Origin of the sequence: Streptomyces humi, from assembly GCF_001005085.2 — a bacterium.
Lineage (GTDB): Bacteria > Actinomycetota > Actinomycetes > Streptomycetales > Streptomycetaceae > Streptomyces > Streptomyces humi.
Window position 1 is genome coordinate 1 of sequence record NZ_LBMU02000081.1, and the last position, 18,320, is coordinate 18,320.

Sequence of the window (18,320 nt, forward strand, 5' to 3'; positions counted from 1 at the left end):
ACCAGCTCAAACCCCGCGACTGGGACCGCGCGGAGACGGACGGCATCGCCCCCCTCATCACCCGCCTCAACACCGTCCGGCGCGCCAGCCCGGCCCTGCGCCAGCTGCGCGACCTCCACTTCCACCACGCCGACCAGGAAGCGGTGATCGTCTACAGCAAGCGGAGCGGATCGAACACGGTTCTGGTGGTCGTCAACCTCGACCCCCACCACACCCAGGAGGCCACGGTCTCGTTGGACATGCCGCAACTCGGCCTGAACTGGCACGAGTCGGTGCCGGTGCGCGACGAGCTCACCGGCGAGACCTACAACTGGGGCAGGACCAACTATGTGCGCCTGGATCCGGGACACCGGCCCGCGCACGTTCTCACCGTCCTGCGACCGTCCCCGCAGATCGGAGGGTCACCCACACAATGATCGTCAACGAACCCGTCCCGGACACCTTCGAGGACACTCCCGCCAAGGACCGGGACCCCGACTGGTTCAAACGCGCGGTCTTCTACGAGGTCCTGGTGCGCTCCTTCCAGGACAGCAACGGCGACGGCATCGGCGACCTCAAGGGCCTGACCGCCAAGCTCGACTACCTCCAGTGGCTCGGCGTCGACTGCCTCTGGCTGCCACCGTTCTTCAAGTCCCCCTTGCGGGACGGCGGTTACGACGTGTCCGACTACACCGCCGTCCTCCCGGAGTTCGGCGACCTGGCGGACTTCGTGGAGTTCGTCGACGCCGCCCACCAGCGCGGTATGCGCGTCATCATCGACTTCGTCATGAACCACACCAGCGACCAGCACCCGTGGTTCCAGGAGTCGAGGAAGGACCCGGACGGCCCGTACGGCGACTACTACGTCTGGGCGGACGACGACAAGCAGTACCAGGACGCCCGGATCATCTTCGTCGACACCGAGGCGTCCAACTGGACCTACGACCCGGTCCGCAAGCAGTACTACTGGCATCGCTTCTTCTCCCACCAGCCGGACCTCAACTACGAGAACCCGGCCGTCCAGGAGGAGATCATCTCCGCGCTGCGGTTCTGGCTGGACCTGGGCATCGACGGCTTCCGCCTGGACGCGGTGCCGTACCTCTACCAGCACGAGGGCACCAACTGCGAGAACCTGCCGGCGACCCACGACTTCCTGAAGCGGGTGCGCAAGGAGATCGACGCCCAGTACCCGGACAAGGTGCTGCTCGCGGAGGCGAACCAGTGGCCGGAGGACGTCGTCGACTACTTCGGCGACTACCGCAGCGGCGGCGACGAGTGCCACATGGCGTTCCATTTCCCCGTGATGCCACGGATCTTCATGGCCGTGCGCCGGGAGTCCCGCTACCCCGTCTCGGAGATTTTGGCCAAGACCCCCGCCATCCCCTCCGGCTGCCAGTGGGGCATCTTCCTGCGCAACCACGACGAACTGACCCTGGAGATGGTCACCGACGAGGAACGCGACTACATGTGGGCCGAATACGCGAAGGACCCGCGTATGCGCGCCAACATCGGCATCCGCCGCCGCCTCGCCCCCCTCCTCGACAACGACCGCAACCAGATCGAACTCTTCACCGCCCTGCTGCTCTCCCTGCCCGGCTCGCCGATCCTCTACTACGGCGACGAGATCGGCATGGGCGACAACATCTGGCTCGGCGACCGCGACGCCGTCCGCACCCCCATGCAGTGGACCCCCGACCGCAACGCCGGCTTCTCGTCCTCCGATCCGGGGCGCCTGTACCTGCCCACGATCATGGACCCGGTCTACGGCTACCAGGTCACCAACGTCGAGGCCTCCATGTCCTCGCCGTCGTCCCTGCTCCACTGGACCCGCCGCATGATCGAGATCCGCAAGCAGAACCCCGCCTTCGGACTGGGCACCTACACCGAACTCCAGTCGACCAACCCGGCCGTGATCGCGTTCCTGCGGGAGTACGAGGACGACCTGGTCCTCTGTGTCCACAACTTCTCCCGGTTCGCCCAGCCCACCGAGCTCGACCTGCGGCAGTTCAACGGCCGGCACCCGGTGGAGCTGTTCGGCGGGGTGCGGTTCCCGGCGATCGGCGAGCTGCCGTACCTGCTCACCCTCGCGGGGCACGGCTTCTACTGGTTCAGGCTGCGCGCGGACACGGCCCAGTAGCGGACACGGCCCAGTAGCGCACACGGCCCTATAGCGGACACGGTCCAGTAGCGGACACGGTCCAGTAGCGGACACGGCCGACAGCAGACACGGCCCGATGAACGAGAGCCCGGGCGGCGGCGGTTTCCTCCGGCCCGCCCGGGGCACGCATCACTCACACCCCCGACGACCCGGGGAAAGGACGTACCGCCATGGCGGAAACGGTCACCCCCTCCACGCCCGCTCTTCTCGCCTCGCTCGACCCCCTGCTGCGCGAGTGGCTGCCAAGGCAGCGCTGGTTCGCGGGCAAGGGGCGCCCGGTCACCGGCTTCTCCCAGGTCGCCGAGACCGAGCTGCTGCCGTCGGACGGCAGGGTGGGCCTGCACCATCTGCTGGTCCGTACCGAGCAGCCGCCCGCCCCCGCCGAGGCCGGCGACTGCTACCAGCTCCTCATAGGCGTGCGCGAGGCGCTGCCACCCCGGCTGGCGCCCGCGCTGATCGGCCACGTACCCGACGGCCCGCTGGCCGGCCACACGGTCTACGACGCCCTGTACGACCCGCGGCCCGCCGAGGTGCTCCTGGAGGCGCTGCGCACGCGGGCCCGCATCGGGTCCCTGTGCTTCGAACGGGCTCCCGGCCGGGAGATACGCGACGGGCTTGCGGCCCGCCTGCTGACCGCCGAGCAGTCCAACTCCTCGGTCGTCTACGGAGATACGTTTATTCTGAAGCTGTTGCGCCGGGTGGTGCCCGGCGTCAACCCCGACCTGGAGATCCCCCTGGCGCTGGCCCGCGAGGGCTGTGCCCGGGTACCGGCCCCGACCGCGTGGCTGCGCGCGGAGCCGGCCGACGAACCCGGCGCCTCGTACGTCCTGGGCGTGCTGCAACCGTTCCTGCGCGGCGCGACCGACGGCTGGGAGCTGGCGCTGCGCGAGCTGGCCAAGGGTGAGGACTTCGCCGCCGAGGCGCGGGCGCTGGGCCGGGCCACCGCCGAGGTGCACACGGCCCTGGCCGACGCGCTGCCCACCGTCACCCTCGGCCACAGCCGGCTGGAGCCGCTGGTCGACGGCATGACCGAGCGGCTGGCGGCGGCCGTGCAGGCGGTCCCGGCGCTGCGGCCGTACGAGGACGGGCTGCGGTCCGCCTACACGGCACTGGCCGACCTGGCCGCCGAGGGCCGCACCTGGACCGCCCAGCGGGTGCACGGCGACCTGCACCTGGGGCAGTGCCTGCGCGCGCCGTCCGGGGAGTGGTCGCTGATCGACTTCGAGGGGGAGCCCGCCCGGCCGCTGGCCGAACGCCGGCTGCCGCAGCCGCCGGTGCGGGACATCGCCGGGATGCTGCGGTCCTTCGACTACGCGGCCCACTCGGCGACCTCGGCCGCCGAGGGCTGGGCGAACCGGTGCCGGGCGGCCTACTGTTCCGGCTACGCCGAGATCACCGGCACCGACCCCCGCACCGACCCCGTCCTGCTGCGGGCCTACGAGACCGACAAGGCCGTCTACGAGGTCGTCTACGAGGCCCGGCACCGCCCCGACTGGCTCGCCGTGCCCCTGTCGGCAGTCCACCGCCTCGCCACCTCCGACCCGACCTGATCCCGGGAGACGCGTCCGTGACCTCCACGAAGTCCGTATCCGTAGCACCCGACGACCGCGATCGGCTGCAACTCGGCACGCACCACGACCCGCACTCGGTGCTGGGCGCCCACCCGGTGCCGGGCGGCGGGATAGCCGTGCGCGCGTTCCGGCCGTACGCCCGCGCGGTGACGGTCGTCGCCGGCCGGGATCTGCGGGCCGAACTGCACGACGACGGCGACGGCTTCTTCTCCGCCCTGCTCCCGCTCTCCGACGTGCCGGTCTACCGGCTGCTGGTGGAGTACGACGGGACGGTCCAGGAGGCCGAGGACGCGTACCGTTTCCTGCCCACGCTCGGCGACCTGGACCTGCATCTGCTCGGCGAGGGCCGGCACGAGCGGCTGTGGGAGGTGCTGGGCGCGCATCCCATGACCCACCAGGGCGTGTCCGGCACCCGGTTCACGGTGTGGGCGCCGAACGCGCGGGGCGTGCGGCTGGCCGGCGGTTTCAACTTCTGGGACGGCACCGGGTATCCGATGCGCTCGCTCGGCTCCTCCGGGGTCTGGGAGCTGTTCGTGCCGGGGATCGGCGAGGGCGAGCTGTACAAGTTCGACATCACCCGCCCGGACGGTTCCCACACCCTGCGCGCGGACCCCATGGCCCGTCGTACCGAGGCCCCGCCGAGCACGTCGTCGATCGTCCACGCGTCCCACCACGAGTGGACGGACGGGCAGTGGATGAAGCACCGGGCCGACACGCCCGTCCACGAGGCGCCCTTCTCGGTCTACGAGGTGCACCTGCCGTCCTGGCGCCCGGGCCTGACCTATCGCGACCTGGCCGAGCAGCTGCCCGCCTACGTCGGCGAACTGGGCTTCACACACGTCGAGCTGATGCCGGTCGCCGAGCACCCGTTCGGCGGCTCGTGGGGCTACCAGGTCACCGGCTTCTACGCGCCGACGGCCCGGCTCGGCACCCCGGACGACTTCAGGTACCTGGTGGACGCGCTGCACCGGGCCGGCATCGGCGTGATCATGGACTGGGTGCCGGCGCACTTCCCGCGCGACGACTGGGCGTTGGCGGAGTTCGACGGCCGTCCGCTGTACGAGCACTCGGATCCGCTGCGGGCCGCGCACCCCGACTGGGGCACCCTGGAGTTCGACTTCGGCCGCCGGGAGGTGCGCAACTTCCTGGTGGCGAACGCCGTGTACTGGTGCGAGGAGTTCCACATCGACGGGCTGCGGGTGGACGCGGTCGCCTCGATGCTCTACCTCGACTACTCGCGCGAGCCGGGCCAGTGGACGCCCAACGAGCACGGCGGCCGGGAGAACCTGGACGCGGTGGCGTTCCTCCAGGAGATGAACGCGACGGTGTACCGGCGGGCCCCGGGCGTGGTCACGATCGCCGAGGAGTCGACGGCCTGGGAGGGCGTCACCCGGCCGACCGACGCCGGGGGCCTCGGCTTCGGGCTGAAGTGGAACATGGGCTGGATGCACGACTCGCTGGAGTACATGGCCCACGAGCCGGTGCACCGCAGGTACCACCACCACGAGATGACCTTCTCGATGGTGTACGCGTACAGCGAGAACTACGTGTTGCCCATCTCCCACGACGAGGTGGTGCACGGGAAGCGTTCACTGGTCTCGAAGATGCCGGGCGACTGGTGGCAGCAGCGCGCCGGCGAGCGCGCCTACCTGGGCTTCATGTGGGCCCACCCGGGCAAGCAACTCCTCTTCATGGGACAGGAGTTCGCACAGGGCGCGGAGTGGTCGGAGGTGCACGGCCCGGACTGGTGGCTGCTGGACCCGGCGTACGGCGCCGCGGCCGAGCACCGGGGTGTACGGGACCTGGTCCGTGACCTCAACACGGTCTACCGGGGGACCCCGGCCCTCTGGCAGCGGGACACGTCCCCCGCCGGTTTCCAGTGGGTCGCGGGCGAAGCGGCCGAGGACAACGTCCTCGCGTTCCTGAGGTACGACGCGGACGGCACCCCGCTCCTCGCGGTCTCCCACTTCTCCCCCGTGGTCCGCCACGACTACCGGCTCGGTGTCCCGGACGACGTCCCTGCGTGGCACGAGGCCCTCAACACGGACGCGGCCGGCTACGGCGGCAGCGGCATCACCAACCCCGACCCCGTCAAGCCCGAACCCCACCCCGCCCACGGCCGCCCGGCGGCCATCCGCCTGACCCTGCCCCCGCTCGCCACGGTGTGGCTGCGGCCGGCCTGAGGTCCCCGGCGGCCGGGGAGGAGGCCCGCGGGGCCTCCTCCGCCATGGTCGCCCGAGTGATCACTCGCGTGGTCACCCGGCGTCGGCCAGGCCCGCCGGCAGCCCCCCGGTGTGCAGCACCCCCAGTCGCTGGGTGGCGCGGGTCAGGGCCACGTACAGGTCGCTCGTGCCGTACCGGGACGGTTCCACCACCAGGACCGAGTCGAACTCCAGTCCCTTGGCCTGGCGGGGGTCCAGGAGGACGACCCGGCGGGTGAGGTCGGGTTCGGTGCCGGCCGTGACGCCGTCCAGGCGGGCGGCCAGGGAGCGGTGCAGGTCGCGTGGGGCGATCACCGCCAACCGGCCCTCCGTGGGCACGAGTTCGGCCACCGCCTTGCCGACCGCGCCCGGCAGGTCGTCGTGCACCCGCCGGACCCAGGGGTGCACGCCCGTCGAACGGACCGAGCTCGGCGGTTCGAAGTCCGGGTGCTGGGCGCGGACCACGGCCGCCGCGAGGTCCATGATCTCGGACGGGGTGCGGTAGTTGACGCCGAGGCGGGTGTGCTCCCAGCGGTCCGCCACGTACGGTTCGAGGATCTTCGACCAGGAGCCGACGCCCGCCGCCTCCGCCGTCTGGACCGGATCACCGACCAGGGTCATCGAACGGGTCGGGCTGCGGCGCATCAGCAGCCGCCACGCCATCGGGGAGAGCTCCTGCGCCTCGTCCACGATGATGTGCCCGAACGCCCATGTCCGGTCGGCCGCGGCCCGCTCCGCCGCGCTGCGGAAGTCCTCCTCCTCCTGGCGTTCGGCGAAGCGTTCGGCGTCGATGATGTCGTGCGCCGACAGCACCTCGGAGGCGTCCGGGTCGTCGTCCTCCTTGTCGTCGAACTCGTAGGTCCGGGAGGCGTACGACACGTCGAGCACGCCCTGCGCGTACGCGATCTGCGTTTCTCGCTCGCGTTCCGCCCGGGCCCGGGCGACGCGCTCGTCGACGCCCAGCAGCTCGGCCGCCTCGTCGAGGAGCGGGACGTCCGAAACCGTCCAGGCGCGTGTCACCGGGCGGCGGATCGCGGCCGCGTCCGCCTCGCCGAGGTAGCCGTCGGGCGCGGCGAGGAAGTCGGCGACCAGGCGCCGCGGGGTCAGCAGCGGCCACAGCCGGTCGACGGCGGCCCAGACCTCGGGGTTCTCGGCGAGTTCGTCCCGGATCTGGGTGATGTCGGAGGCGTCGAGCAGGCTGCTGCCGTCGAAGGGGTCGGTGCCGACCCGCTCGGCGTACAGCTCGGTGAGGGTGTTGAGGATGTGGCCCTCGAAGTACTCCCGGGCCACATTGTGCGGGAGCCGGGCGGCGCGGGTGCGCTCGCGGGCCATGTTGACCAGGCCGTCGTCGAGCATCAGCACCTCGCGGTCGTGCTCGACGGTGATCACCGGGTCGGGCAGCGCCTGCCGGTCGCGTACGACGGCGGCGAGCACGTCGGCCATGTCCGCGCGCCCCTTCACGGCGGCGGCCTGCGGGGTGTCCGCCGCCGTCGCCTTCACACCGGGGAACAGCTCGCCGACCGTCGCGAGGAGCACACCGGTCTCGCCGAGCGAGGGCAGCACCTCGCCGATGTAGCCGAGGAAGGCGGGGTTCGGGCCGACGATCAGGACCGCCCGCTTGGCGAGCAGTTCGCGGTGTTCGTAGAGGAGGAAGGCGGCGCGGTGCAGCGCGACCGCGGTCTTGCCGGTGCCGGGTCCGCCCTCGACCACCAGGATCCCGCGGTGCGGTGCCCGGATGATCTCGTCCTGTTCGGCCTGGATGGTCTGCACGATGTCGTTCATCCGGCCGGTGCGGGCCGAGTCGAGGGCGGCGAGCAGCACGGCGTCGCCGGACGGGTCCTCGTGCCCGGTGCGCTCGCGGTCGCCGAGGTCCAGGATCTCGTCGTGCAGGGAGGTGACCCGGCGGCCGTCCGTGCCGATGTGCCGGCGGCGCCGCAGGCCCATCGGGGTGTGGCCGGTGGCCAGGTAGAAGGGGCGGGCGACCTCGGCACGCCAGTCGACGAGGACCGGGGTGCGCTCGGCGTCGTCCAGGCGCAGCCCGATACGGCCGATGTGGTGCCTGGTGCCGGAGGTCAGGTCGATCCGGCCGAAGCAGAGGGAGCCGTCCACGGCGTTCAGCGCGGCGAGCAGTCCGGAGCGTTCGGCGACCAGGATGTCCCGCTCCAGTCGGGCCTGCATCGGCTTGTCACCGAGGGCGAGGGCGTCCGCGACCGCGCCCTCGGTGTCCCCGCGCAGCGCGTCCACCCGTTCGTACAGTCCGTCGATGAATTCCTGCTCGTGGCGCAATTCATCGTCTGGAAATTCGGTGTTTGACAATTCCGCTCCCGCCCGGATATACTGTGCCCACTGAACTTCTTCACGACCTCACCGACTTGGCTCGATGTGAAGTCACGAACTCTTGAATATACGCAAGAAAATCCCCCGAGCGCAATTGCCCGGGGGATTCTTCGTATAACCGGCCGGTTCAGTCCAGCACGTCGGACAGTTCCTCGATCAGCCGCCGCTTCGGCCGGGCGCCCACCATCGACCGCACCGGCTCCCCGCCGCGGAAGACCATGAACGTGGGCATCGACAGCACCTTGTAGGCGTTCGTCGTCTCCGGATTGGTGTCCACGTCCAGCTGGACCACCTTCAGCCGCTCGCCCTCCTCCGCGGCCAGCGCCGTCAGCACCGGCCCCATCTGCCGGCACGGCGGGCACCAGTCCGCGGTGAACTCCACCAGCACCGGCAGCTCCGCCCCGATCACCTCCGCCGCGAAGTCCGCGTCCGTCACCTCGGCCACACCCGCCGCCTTGATCATGGGTAGGTCCCTCCCAGCTCGCACACCGGTTCCGGGCCCCCCGGAACCAGCGCCTCGGCGGCCAGCCCGGCTCGGGCCCGCTCGGCCCGCTCCAGCTGGGCCCCGACCGTCGCCCGCACCGTCCGCAACTCGCCGATCAGCGAGTCCAGCTCCGCCAGCTTGCGCCGGTAGACCGCGAGCGAGGCGGGGCAGGTGTCGCCCTCTGGATGCCCGGCCCGCAGACACTCCACGAAGGGCCGGGTCTCCTCCAGCTCGAACCCGAAGTCCTGGAGCGTCCGGATCTGCGTGAGCAGCCGCAGGTCGCTCTCGTCGTACGTCCGGTGGCCGTTGTCGGCCCGCCGCGCGGGCAGCAGCCCACGCGCCTCGTAGTACCGCAGGGTGCGTGTGGTGGTCCCGGCCCGCGCGGCCAGCTCGCCGATGCGCATGGGTACGACCGTAGGCCTTGACGTCGGCGTCAAGGCAAGGTCGGTTGCAGCCCGGCCGACTCCTCGACCTCCAGCAGCGAGGCGCTGTGCCGTTCCTCGTCGAAGGCCCGGCGGCCGCCGCGCAGCCCGAACAGCCGCTTGGCGAGGGCGATGTAGAGCACGGCGAGGATGTTCAGCACCAGCGTCGCGATCTTCAGATAGCTCACTTTCTCGGTGAGTTCCCAGATCTCCAGCGGCAGGAACGCGGCGGTGGCGACCACGGTCAGGTATTCCGCCCAGCGCTTGGCGTACCAGAGGCCGACCGCTTCGACGAGTTCGATCAGCGCGTACGCCAGCAGTACTCCGGCCACCAGCAGCAGCGTGGAGTGTCTGTATCCGAAGGCCTTCTGGATGGAGCCGACGATTGGTGAATGGTCGAGGTCGTAGTGGAAGTGCCTGAAGACCGGCCGGAAGGTGTCCAGGTACTCGTTGAACAGCCGTCGTACCGCGTCCTGGCTGTTGCTGAATTTCCACACCGCGACCGCGACCAGCACGATGAACACGCCCCGCACGGCCCGCTCGACCGCCAGGAACCGCAGGATGAACAGGTCCCGCAGCACCTTTCCGCGCGGCACCAGCGGGGCGTCCGCGGCCGGTCCCGAGCCGTGCGGCTCGCCGAGCACGAAGTCACCGCAGCGCAGACACCGCCACACGTCCCCGACCGCGGTCTGGGCGTGCAGCCGCACCCGCAGCCGCGGGTCGTCCGGTGCGTAGGTGACGTGCCCCTTGCGCGCGCAGTGCCGCCGATCCCAGTCGATCTTCATCCCCCGTGCCTCCTGCCAGGAATGCCAACGTGCCGTTCCGGTTGGTCCGGAGCGGCACGTTAGTGGATCCGGGTGAGAAACGGCGGCCGGGGTCAGCGGGCCCCGGCGTCGGCCAACTCCCTTTCCTCGGCCGGGACCTCCGTGCGGGCCTTGCCGCGCCCCGACAGCAGCACGGTCCCGACGGGAGCCGGCGAAGCGGCGGTGGGCGAAGCGGCGGACGTCCAGGACCGGACGCGGGTGGCGCAGTTCCCAGAGGACGAAGGCGACCAGGTCCAGGACGAGCGCTCCCCGGCGGCTGTACTCGTCGCCGATCGCGCCGAGCAGCAGCATCAGGGCGGCGTACGGGACGGTGTAGCCGTCGATGACCCTCCCCCACTGCTAGACACGTGGGAGGTGCCCCCAGCGGTCGGAGCTGCTGAGCCCCGGGTCGGCGGTCATGTCGGGCGCGGCGACCGTGAGGGCGGTGTCGGCCATCACGAGTCGCATGGCAGGGATCGCCTTCCTCGCGGACGCGTACGACTTGCACAATGGCGTGCAATTACATAACCGCGTGCAATGCAGGGGGTCTGCACAGCACTGTGCAAATGGGGGAGGTGAAGCCCTTGCGGAGGGACCGTGCAGAGCCTCGCGGGGCAGGCAGAATGACAGCCATGACCACCGGTAACACGGGTGCCAGCGCCCGCGCCGACGCCAACCGGCGTCGCATCCTCGACGTCGCCCTCGCCGAGCTGCTGCACGACCCCGACGCCTCGATGGACCAGATCGCACGCGCCGCCGGGGTGGTACGCCGGACCGTGTACGGCCACTTCCCCAGCCGGGAGGCGCTGATCGGCACGCTCGTCGACGGCGCGGTGGAGGCGCTGACGGCCGCGGACGCCGGGGCCCGCAGGGAGACGGCGGACCCGGCGGAGGCCGTGGCCCGGTCGGTGCTGGCGATCTGGGAGATCGCCGACCGCTACCGGCTGCTGATCGGCCTCGCCCAGCGCACGGTCACCGTGCAGGGCATCCGCGACCGGCTGGCGCCACTGCGCGAGAACAAGGTGGCGGTGCTGCAACGCGGCCTGGACGAGGGCGTGTTCACCTCGCCGTTGCCGGCGCCGGCGCTGGCGTACGTCCACGAGCAGCTGCTGTTCGCGGTGATGGAGGCGGTGAACGACGGCCTGCTGGACGCGCGGGAGGCGGGCCGCGCCGCCGCGGTCAGCGTACTGACCGCGGCGGGCGTGCCCGCCTCGGAGGCCACCGCGCTGGTGGCCGGGTCGAGCCGGTAGACATGCCTCCGGGCGGCTGAGACACGGGGGGAGTCCTCAGCCGCCCGGAGAGCGGTGACCGGACGGCCGGCCCGGGTTCAGGCCGGGCCGGACGTCCGGTGTTCGTGGCGCCCGTGGCGCTCAGGCCTTCGCCAGCTCCTCGCGCTGCTCGGGCAGTTCGGGTGTGCCGTTCTCGCCCTCGTCCAGCAGCGTCTTCTCGTCGAACGGCAGCTCGCCGGCGAGCACCTGCTGCATCCGGGCCTTGTCGATGTCCTTGGTCCAGGTGCCGATCAGGACGGTGGCGACCGAGTTGCCCGCGAAGTTCGTCAGGGCACGCGCCTCGCTCATGAAGCGGTCGATGCCGACGATCAGTCCGACACCGTCGACCAGCGCCGGCTTGTGCGACTGAAGACCGCCGGCCAGCGTGGCCAGACCGGCGCCGCTGACGCCCGCCGCGCCCTTGGAGGCCAGCAGCAGGAAGAGCAGCAGCGGGATCTGCTCACCGACCGACATCGGCGTACCGAGGGCGTCGGCGATGTACAGGGACGCCATGGTCATGTAGATCATGGTGCCGTCGAGGTTGAAGGAGTAGCCGGTCGGGACGGTGATGCCGACCACGGCCTTGCTGACACCCAGGTGCTCCATCTTCGCGATGAGCCGCGGCAGCGCGGACTCGGAGGAGGAGGTGGACAGGATCAGCAGGAACTCGCGGGCCAGGTACTTGAAGAGCGTGAAGATGTTCAGTCCGGCCACGATCCGCAGCAGCGCGCCGAGCACGATGAAGACGAAGAGCACACAGGTCACGTAGAAGCCGAGCATCAGCACGGCGAGGCTCTTCAGCGCGTCGAGACCGGCGGACCCGACCACCGCCGCGATGGCGCCGAACGCACCGATCGGGGCGGCCCACATGATCATGCCCAGGATGCGGAAGACGAGCCGCTGGATGTGCTCGACTCCGCGCAGCACCGGCTGGCCGACCGAGCCCATGGCCTGCAAAGCGAACCCGGCGAGCAGCGCGATGAGCAGCGTCTGGAGCACCTGGCCCTCGGTGAAGGCGGACACGAAGGTGGTCGGGATGATCGACAGCACGAAGTCGACGGGGCCCAGCGCCTCGGAGTCCACCTGGCTGTGCCCGGTCGCCTTGATGGCGTTGGTGAGGTGCAGCCCGTCACCGGGGTGCAGGATGTTGCCGACGACGAGGCCGATGGCCAGCGCGACCAGGGACATCACCAGGAAGTAGCCGAGCGCGATACCGCCGACGGCACCGACCTTCGCGGCCTTCCGAACCGAGCCGATGCCGAGCACGATCGTGCAGAAGATGATCGGCGAGATCATCATCTTGATCAGGTTGACGAACCCGGTTCCGAGGGGCTTGAGCTCGACCCCGGCGTCGGGCCAGACCAGCCCCACGACGATACCGAGCGCCACGGCGACGATCACCGCGATGTAGAGGTAGTGGGTGCGGTCTCTCTTGGCGGTGGGTGCGGCTGGTGCCGTTGGCGTCGTCGTCACGGCTCGCCTCCTTGACGTCATCGTCGGCATCACCGGCGTGCGGCTCACGTCCGGGGGATGGGGTGGGGTGCGGCTTCGGAGGAGCGGAAGTCCTGGCCGGAACCGACTGTCCGACTTCCGTTCATTCCTCGTTGCGGTGACTATCTCCTGCCCTGTGAGGCCGGTCACCCTTGTGTTCATTGAGTACATCGGAGCCGGCGAAGCCGTGGGGGCGAGCTGCGGGAAAGGCCGCCGATCGGGGCGAGGCACACTGAGTCCATGCACATGCCCCGTGTCCCCGGACCGCGCAGCCTGGCCGGCCAGCTCTTCGCCATGCAGGCCGTGCTGATAGCCGTGGTCGTGGCCGGATACGCGCTCTTCACCTATGTCAGCGACCGGCACCAGGCGGAGGAGGCGGCGACCCGGCAGGCGACCGCCGTGGCCCGGTCGGTGGCCGACTCCCCCTCGGTCCCCGCGGCGATCCACACCTCGGACCCCTCCGCGCGGCTCCAGCCGTACGCCCTCCAGGTCATGCGGGACACCGAGGTCGACTTCATCACGATCATGACCCCGGACGGCATCCGCTGGACCCACCCCGACTACCACCAGATCGGCAAGCGCTACCTCGGTCACATCGACGCGGCCCAGCACGGCCGCACCTACAGCGAGACCTACAAGGGCACGCTCGGCGCGTCGGTGCGCACGGTGACGCCGGTGGAGGAGAACGGCCGGGTGATCGGCCTGGTGAGCGCCGGCATCAAGGTGGAGGCGATCAGCCAGCGGGTCCAGGAACAGGTGACGGCGCTGTTCGGGGTGGCGGCGGGCGCCCTGGTGCTGGGCGCGCTGGGCACCTACGTCATCAACGCCCGGCTGCGCCGCCACACCCACGGGATGAACGCGGCGGAGCTGAGCCGGATGCACGACTACCACGAGGCGGCACTGCACGCGGTGCGGGAGGGTCTGCTGATGCTGGACGGCCAGTACCGGGTGGCGCTGATCAACGACGGGGGCCGGGAGTTGCTGGGCGTGGGCACGGAGGAGGAGGTCGTGGGCCGCTCGGTGGCCGGGCTGGGGCTGCCGGCCCCGCTCACGGGCGCGCTGCTGTCCTCCGAGCCCCGCATGGACGAGGTGCACCTCACGGCGGACCGGGTCCTGGTGGTGAACACCTCGCCGGTCTCGGGCGGCGAACGCCGGGGCACCGTCGTCACCCTCCGGGACGTCACCGAACTCCAGTCGCTGATGGGCGAGTTGGACTCGGAGCGGGGTTTCACGCAGGCACTGCGCTCGCAGGCGCACGAGGCGGCGAACCGCCTGCACACCGTCGTCTCCCTGATCGAGCTGGGGCGGGCCGCGGAGGCCGTCGACTTCGCCACGGCCGAACTGGAGCTGGCGCAGGCCCTGACGGACCAGGTGGTGTCCGCCGTCGGCGAGCCGGTCCTCGCCGCGTTGCTGCTGGGCAAGACGGCCCAGGCCAACGAGCGGGGCGTGGAGCTGGTGGTCTCGGACGAGAGCCGGCTGGATGACGGTTTGCTACCGGAGAGCCTGTCGGCACGCGATCTGGTGACCATCCTCGGCAACCTGATCGACAACGCGGTGGACGCGGCCCAGGGGTCGGTGGGGGCACGCGTGACGGTGACCGCCTACGCGGAGGATGCCGAGCTGGTGATGAGGGTGACGGACACGGGGGCGGGGGTCGACCCCGCGCACGCGGAACTGGTGTTCCAGCGCGGCTTCTCCACGAAGCCGGCGGGACCGGGCGGCCGGGGGCTGGGCCTGGCCCTGGTCCGGCAGGCGGTCACGCGCCTGGAGGGGACGCTCACCGTGGCGGAGGCACCGGAGGGCGGCGCGGTGTTCGAGGTACGGCTGCCGTTGCGGAAGGCACAGCCGGCGTCCGGGGGCGAGGCGTGATGACGACCGGTGGTGACCCGATCCGGGTGCTCGTCGTCGAGGACGACCCGGTGGCCGCGGACGCGCACGTGATGTACGTCGGGCGGGTGCCGGGATTCGTGGCGGTGGGGAAGGCGCACACGGGGGCGGAGGCCCGGCGCATCCTGGACCGTACCCCGGTGGACCTGCTGCTCCTGGACCTGCATCTGCCGGACGTGCACGGCCTCCAGTTCGCCCGTTCCCTGCGGGCGGCCGGGCATCAGGCCGACGTCATAGCGGTGACGTCGGCGCGGGACCTGGCGGTCGTGCGGGAGGGCGTGTCGCTGGGTGTCGTCCAGTACGTCCTGAAGCCGTTCACCTTCGCGACGCTCCGGGACCGGCTGACCCGGTACTCGGAGTTCCGGGCGGCGGTGGGCGAGGCGAGCGGCCAGGACGAGGTGGACCGCGCCCTCGCGGCGCTGCGCGCACCGACCCCCGCGGCACTTCCGAAGGGCCTGAGCGCGCCGACCCTGGAACGGGTGACGGTCGCGTTGCGGGAGGCCGAGGAGGGCCTCACCGCGGCGGCGCTGGCGGAGGGCGTGGGGATCTCGCGGATCACGGCCCGCCGCTACCTGGAACACCTGGTGGAGGCGGGCCGGGCGGGCCGCAGCCCACTGTACGGACAGGTGGGACGGCCGGAGTTGGTCTACCGCTGGGGCAAGCGCTGAGGACACCGGCCGGAGTGCGTCGACGGTACGACGTCAGGCCGGGGTCCGTGCCGGTCGCGCCGGCCTCGTGTACAGCAGCACCTGCACCCCGAACCCGGCCACCGCGAGGGCCTCCAGCACCGACAGCACGACGAGCGGCCCGCCCCCGTCACCGCCCGCCCAGAACACCACCAGGGCCGCGAGCGGCACCGCGCAGAACGCGGTCAGGTCGATCGCGGCCTGGATCCTCTTGCGGGACCGCCGCCGGACGTCGGTCCGGTGGTACGCCTCCCAGCCGAAGGTGGCGAAGTCGGCCTCAGCGGCAGCGAGTCGTGCGAGCCGCGGCCCCAGTTCCTCGCGCACGTAGTGGCCGATCGCCGAGATCTTCTCGTCGTTGACCAGGTACGTCCACCCGAGCACCACGCACACCGGTGGCAACGCCAGCAGCATCGAGGCCTGCTTGGCCTGCGCCGCCGCGGCGATGACGGCGGCCACCACTCCGAGCGTCACGTACAGCAGGTTGTCCCGGAACCCGATCCGCGCCTTCTGCTCGTCCTTGACCGTCTGGTACTCGGCAAGCAACAACTGCCCCACGGTCACACCCTGCTCCGGCATACGGCTCCCCCGCTCGTCTCTTTCCGCCACTGGCGTCACGTTCCACAGGTGAGCGGCCACGGCGGGACCTGACACGCTCGCCTCACCACCGCCGAACTCGTCCAACCCCTGCACGCTCATTGACCTGACTAGACCACTCCACTTACCTTCGCACGGCAAGAGAGACGAACCCCCAGGCCACAGCACAGTGGCCGCCGAGGAGGTCGTGCCCGTGCGCCCCACCGCCGTCAGCATCCTTGCCCTCGCCCTCGTCACCACCGCCGCCACCGCGTCCCTCACCTCATGCGGCAGCGGATCCGGGAGCAGCCCCGACACCGTCAGGGTCTCCTTCAAACAGTCCATGGACAACTCCGTCAAGGTGACGGACAACTACCTCGCCGGCGTCAAGAAGCAGTTCGAGAAGGAGTACCCGGGGAAGAAGGTGGAACTCGTCCCCATCAAGGCCTCGGACGCCGACTACTACACCAAGCTCCAGCAGATGCTCCGGTCGCCGAGGACCGCTCCCGACCTCGTCTACGAGGACACCTTCCTCATCAACTCCGACATCACCAGCGGGTATCTGAAGCCCCTCGACTCCTACCTCGCCAAGTGGAAGGACTGGGACCAGTTCGTCGGCACCGCGAAGACCGCGGCCAGGGGTGAGGACGGGAAGACGTACGGGGTGCCGGACGGGACCGACACCCGCGGACTCTGGTTCGACAAGCGGGTGTTCAGGAAGGCGGGCCTGCCGCTCGACTGGCAGCCGAAGAACTGGGACGACGTGCTCGCCGCCGCCCGGACGATAAAGAACAAGGTCCCCGGCGTCACGCCCCTCAACGTCTACACCGGCAAGCCCGCGGGCGAGACCGCCGCCATGCAGGGCTTCGAGATGCTGCTCTACGGCACCGGTGACGGCACCTCCGACCCCCTGTACGACAAGGCGAGCAAGAAGTGGATCGCCGGGAGCCAGGGGTTCAAGGACGCGCTGTCGTTCGTGGAGACCGTGTACAAGGACAAGCTGGGGCCGGACGTCTCCGACGCGCTCGACCCCAACTACCGGACCACTGTCTGGGGTGAGCTCATGCCCGAGGGCAAGCTGGGCATCAACCTCGACGGGTCCTGGCTGCCGCAGACCTGGCTCCAGGGCAGCGGGCGGGCGTGGGCGGACTGGTCGAAGGACCTCGGGCTGGCCTACATGCCCACCCAGCACGGGCAGGCCCCGGGCAAGGTGAGCATGTCCGGCGGCTGGACCTGGGCGATCCCGGCCAAGGCCGGCAACCCCGGCCTCGCCTTCGACTTCGTCAAGACCATGCAGACCAAGGCGAACGCCGAGAAGTGGTACATCGCCAACTCGGGTATCGCGGTACGGAAGGACGTCGCGGACGATCCGTCGTACGTCAACGCCCAGCCCGGCATCAAGTTCTTCACCGACCTGGTCGCCAGCACCCACTACCGGCCCGCGTACCCCGCCTACCCGAAGGTGTCCACCGCCATCCAGGACGCCATGGAGGGGGTGACGACCGGGGACGCCTCGGTCGACAAGGCGGCGAGCCAGTACGACACGACGCTCAAGGACGTCACCGACAACCAAGTGACCACCAAGTGAGCGCGGGCTCGCGGAGGTTGCTCCGGGCGCTCCCCCTCACCCCCGCCCTCGTCCTGCTGCTCCTCTTCCTCGCGGGGCCGATCGCCTACTGCGCGTACATCGCCTTCACCGACCTCCAGCTCACCGGCCAGGCACACGCCTCCTTCGTCGGTTTCGCCAACTTCCGCACGGCGTTCCACGACGACGCCTTCCTGAACGCCGTGTGGCTGACCCTCGTCTTCACCGTGCTGTCCTCACTCCTCGGGCAGAACACGCTGGGGCTGGCGCTCGCCGCGCTGATGCGGCGGGCGTCGAAGCCGGTACGGACGCTCACCGGCGGGATCGTGATCACGGCGTGGGTGCTGCCGGAGGTCGTCGCCGGGTTCCTGCTGTACGCGTTCTTCCGGCGGGAGGGCACCCTGAACGCCATCCTGGACTTCCTCCGACTGCCGTCCCAGAACTGGCTGTTCACCCTGCCGGTCCTGGCCGTGTCGTTCGCCAACGTGTGGCGCGGCACCGCCTTCTCGATGCTCGTCTACTCCGCCGCCCTCGACGAGATACCGGACGAGATCGAGGAGTCGGCGGAGGTGGACGGCGCCGGCGGCTGGCGGCGGATGTGGCACATCACGCTGCCGATGATCCGGCGGTCCATCGGGACGAACCTGATGCTCAACACCCTCCAGACGCTCTCCGTCTTCGGGCTGATCTGGGTGATGACCCGGGGCGGTCCTGGCGACAGGAGCCAGACCCTGCCCCTGTTCATGTACGAACAGGCCTTCCAGAACAGCATGATCGGGTACGGCACCGCCGTCGCGCTGCTCCTGCTGCTCGTCGGCTCGCTCTTCTCCGTCGTCTACATGCGGCTGCTGCGCACGGAGGTGTGAGACCACCAG

General features: G+C 70.5%; 14 protein-coding genes and 2 pseudogenes. 9 read left to right on the forward strand and 7 right to left on the reverse strand.

Annotation, left to right across the window (positions count from 1 at the left end):
* The 4 genes and pseudogenes from AAW13_RS32190 to glgB all read left to right on the forward strand — a co-directional run.
* Nucleotides 1-416: pseudogene (locus tag AAW13_RS32190) on the forward strand (DUF3459 domain-containing protein); the annotation flags it as partial.
* The gene (treS, locus tag AAW13_RS32195) at nucleotides 413-2,116 is read left to right on the forward strand and encodes a maltose alpha-D-glucosyltransferase (protein ID WP_071659748.1); all 1,704 of its coding nucleotides are present in this window, start codon (nucleotides 413-415) and stop codon (nucleotides 2,114-2,116) included. The pseudogene AAW13_RS32190 and the gene treS, both read left to right, overlap by 4 nt.
* Before the next feature lie 191 nt (nucleotides 2,117-2,307).
* Nucleotides 2,308-3,687, forward strand: coding sequence for a maltokinase N-terminal cap-like domain-containing protein (locus AAW13_RS32200; protein ID WP_046730863.1), 1,380 nt, complete (start codon nucleotides 2,308-2,310; stop codon nucleotides 3,685-3,687).
* 17 nt (nucleotides 3,688-3,704) lie between these two features.
* Entirely contained in the window at nucleotides 3,705-5,891 is a 2,187-nt protein-coding gene (gene glgB / locus AAW13_RS32205) for a 1,4-alpha-glucan branching enzyme (protein ID WP_046730862.1), read from the forward strand.
* Between the two features lie 72 nt (nucleotides 5,892-5,963).
* Here the strand turns inward: glgB and AAW13_RS32210 are convergent, their stop codons facing one another.
* The 5 genes and pseudogenes from AAW13_RS32210 to AAW13_RS46115 form a co-directional block, all read right to left on the reverse strand.
* Nucleotides 5,964-8,195, reverse strand: a complete 2,232-nt coding sequence (locus AAW13_RS32210; protein WP_071659749.1) for a HelD family protein — start codon at nucleotides 8,193-8,195, stop codon at nucleotides 5,964-5,966.
* Nucleotides 8,196-8,373: 178 nt separating this feature from the next.
* A complete protein-coding gene (locus AAW13_RS32215; protein ID WP_206306303.1) occupies nucleotides 8,374-8,691 on the reverse strand; it encodes a thioredoxin family protein in 318 nt (105 codons plus the stop codon).
* A gap of 14 nt (nucleotides 8,692-8,705) precedes the next feature.
* Nucleotides 8,706-9,134, reverse strand: coding sequence for a MerR family transcriptional regulator (locus tag AAW13_RS32220; RefSeq protein WP_046730860.1), 429 nt, complete (start codon nucleotides 9,132-9,134; stop codon nucleotides 8,706-8,708).
* Between the two features lie 29 nt (nucleotides 9,135-9,163).
* Nucleotides 9,164-9,937 carry a DUF2127 domain-containing protein gene (locus AAW13_RS32225; protein ID WP_046730859.1) on the reverse strand — a complete coding sequence of 258 codons (774 nt, stop codon included), beginning with the start codon at nucleotides 9,935-9,937 and terminating at the stop codon, nucleotides 9,164-9,166.
* 258 nt (nucleotides 9,938-10,195) lie between these two features.
* Nucleotides 10,196-10,417: pseudogene (locus AAW13_RS46115) on the reverse strand (hypothetical protein); the annotation flags it as partial.
* A gap of 161 nt (nucleotides 10,418-10,578) precedes the next feature.
* Here AAW13_RS46115 and AAW13_RS32230 point away from each other — a divergent pair.
* Nucleotides 10,579-11,205 (forward strand): TetR/AcrR family transcriptional regulator, encoded by a 627-nt coding sequence (locus AAW13_RS32230; RefSeq protein ID WP_046730858.1) that lies wholly within the window; start codon nucleotides 10,579-10,581, stop codon nucleotides 11,203-11,205.
* A gap of 120 nt (nucleotides 11,206-11,325) precedes the next feature.
* Here the strand turns inward: AAW13_RS32230 and AAW13_RS32235 are convergent, their stop codons facing one another.
* On the reverse strand, nucleotides 11,326-12,717 hold the full coding sequence (locus AAW13_RS32235; RefSeq protein WP_046730867.1) for a cation:dicarboxylate symporter family transporter: 1,392 nt from the start codon (nucleotides 12,715-12,717) through the stop codon (nucleotides 11,326-11,328).
* Between the two features lie 237 nt (nucleotides 12,718-12,954).
* Here AAW13_RS32235 and AAW13_RS32240 point away from each other — a divergent pair, with 237 nt between their 5' ends.
* Nucleotides 12,955-14,583 carry a sensor histidine kinase gene (locus AAW13_RS32240; protein ID WP_046730857.1) on the forward strand — a complete coding sequence of 543 codons (1,629 nt, stop codon included), beginning with the start codon at nucleotides 12,955-12,957 and terminating at the stop codon, nucleotides 14,581-14,583.
* Nucleotides 14,583-15,269 carry a response regulator gene (locus AAW13_RS32245; protein ID WP_046730856.1) on the forward strand — a complete coding sequence of 229 codons (687 nt, stop codon included), beginning with the start codon at nucleotides 14,583-14,585 and terminating at the stop codon, nucleotides 15,267-15,269. Before AAW13_RS32240 ends, AAW13_RS32245 begins: the two co-directional genes overlap by 1 nt.
* A gap of 33 nt (nucleotides 15,270-15,302) precedes the next feature.
* Here the strand turns inward: AAW13_RS32245 and AAW13_RS32250 are convergent, their stop codons facing one another.
* Nucleotides 15,303-15,863: a hypothetical protein gene (locus AAW13_RS32250; RefSeq protein WP_046730855.1), complete on the reverse strand. Its 561-nt coding sequence runs from the start codon at nucleotides 15,861-15,863 to the stop codon at nucleotides 15,303-15,305.
* 211 nt (nucleotides 15,864-16,074) lie between these two features.
* Here AAW13_RS32250 and AAW13_RS32255 point away from each other — a divergent pair, with 211 nt between their 5' ends.
* Together AAW13_RS32255 and AAW13_RS32260 are read left to right on the forward strand one after the other, a co-directional pair.
* A complete protein-coding gene (locus tag AAW13_RS32255; RefSeq protein WP_046730866.1) occupies nucleotides 16,075-17,448 on the forward strand; it encodes an extracellular solute-binding protein in 1,374 nt (457 codons plus the stop codon).
* Nucleotides 17,445-18,311, forward strand: coding sequence for a carbohydrate ABC transporter permease (locus AAW13_RS32260; RefSeq protein WP_046730854.1), 867 nt, complete (start codon nucleotides 17,445-17,447; stop codon nucleotides 18,309-18,311). The genes AAW13_RS32255 and AAW13_RS32260 overlap by 4 nt, the downstream gene beginning before the upstream one ends.
* Nucleotides 18,312-18,320: the final 9 nt, after the last annotated feature.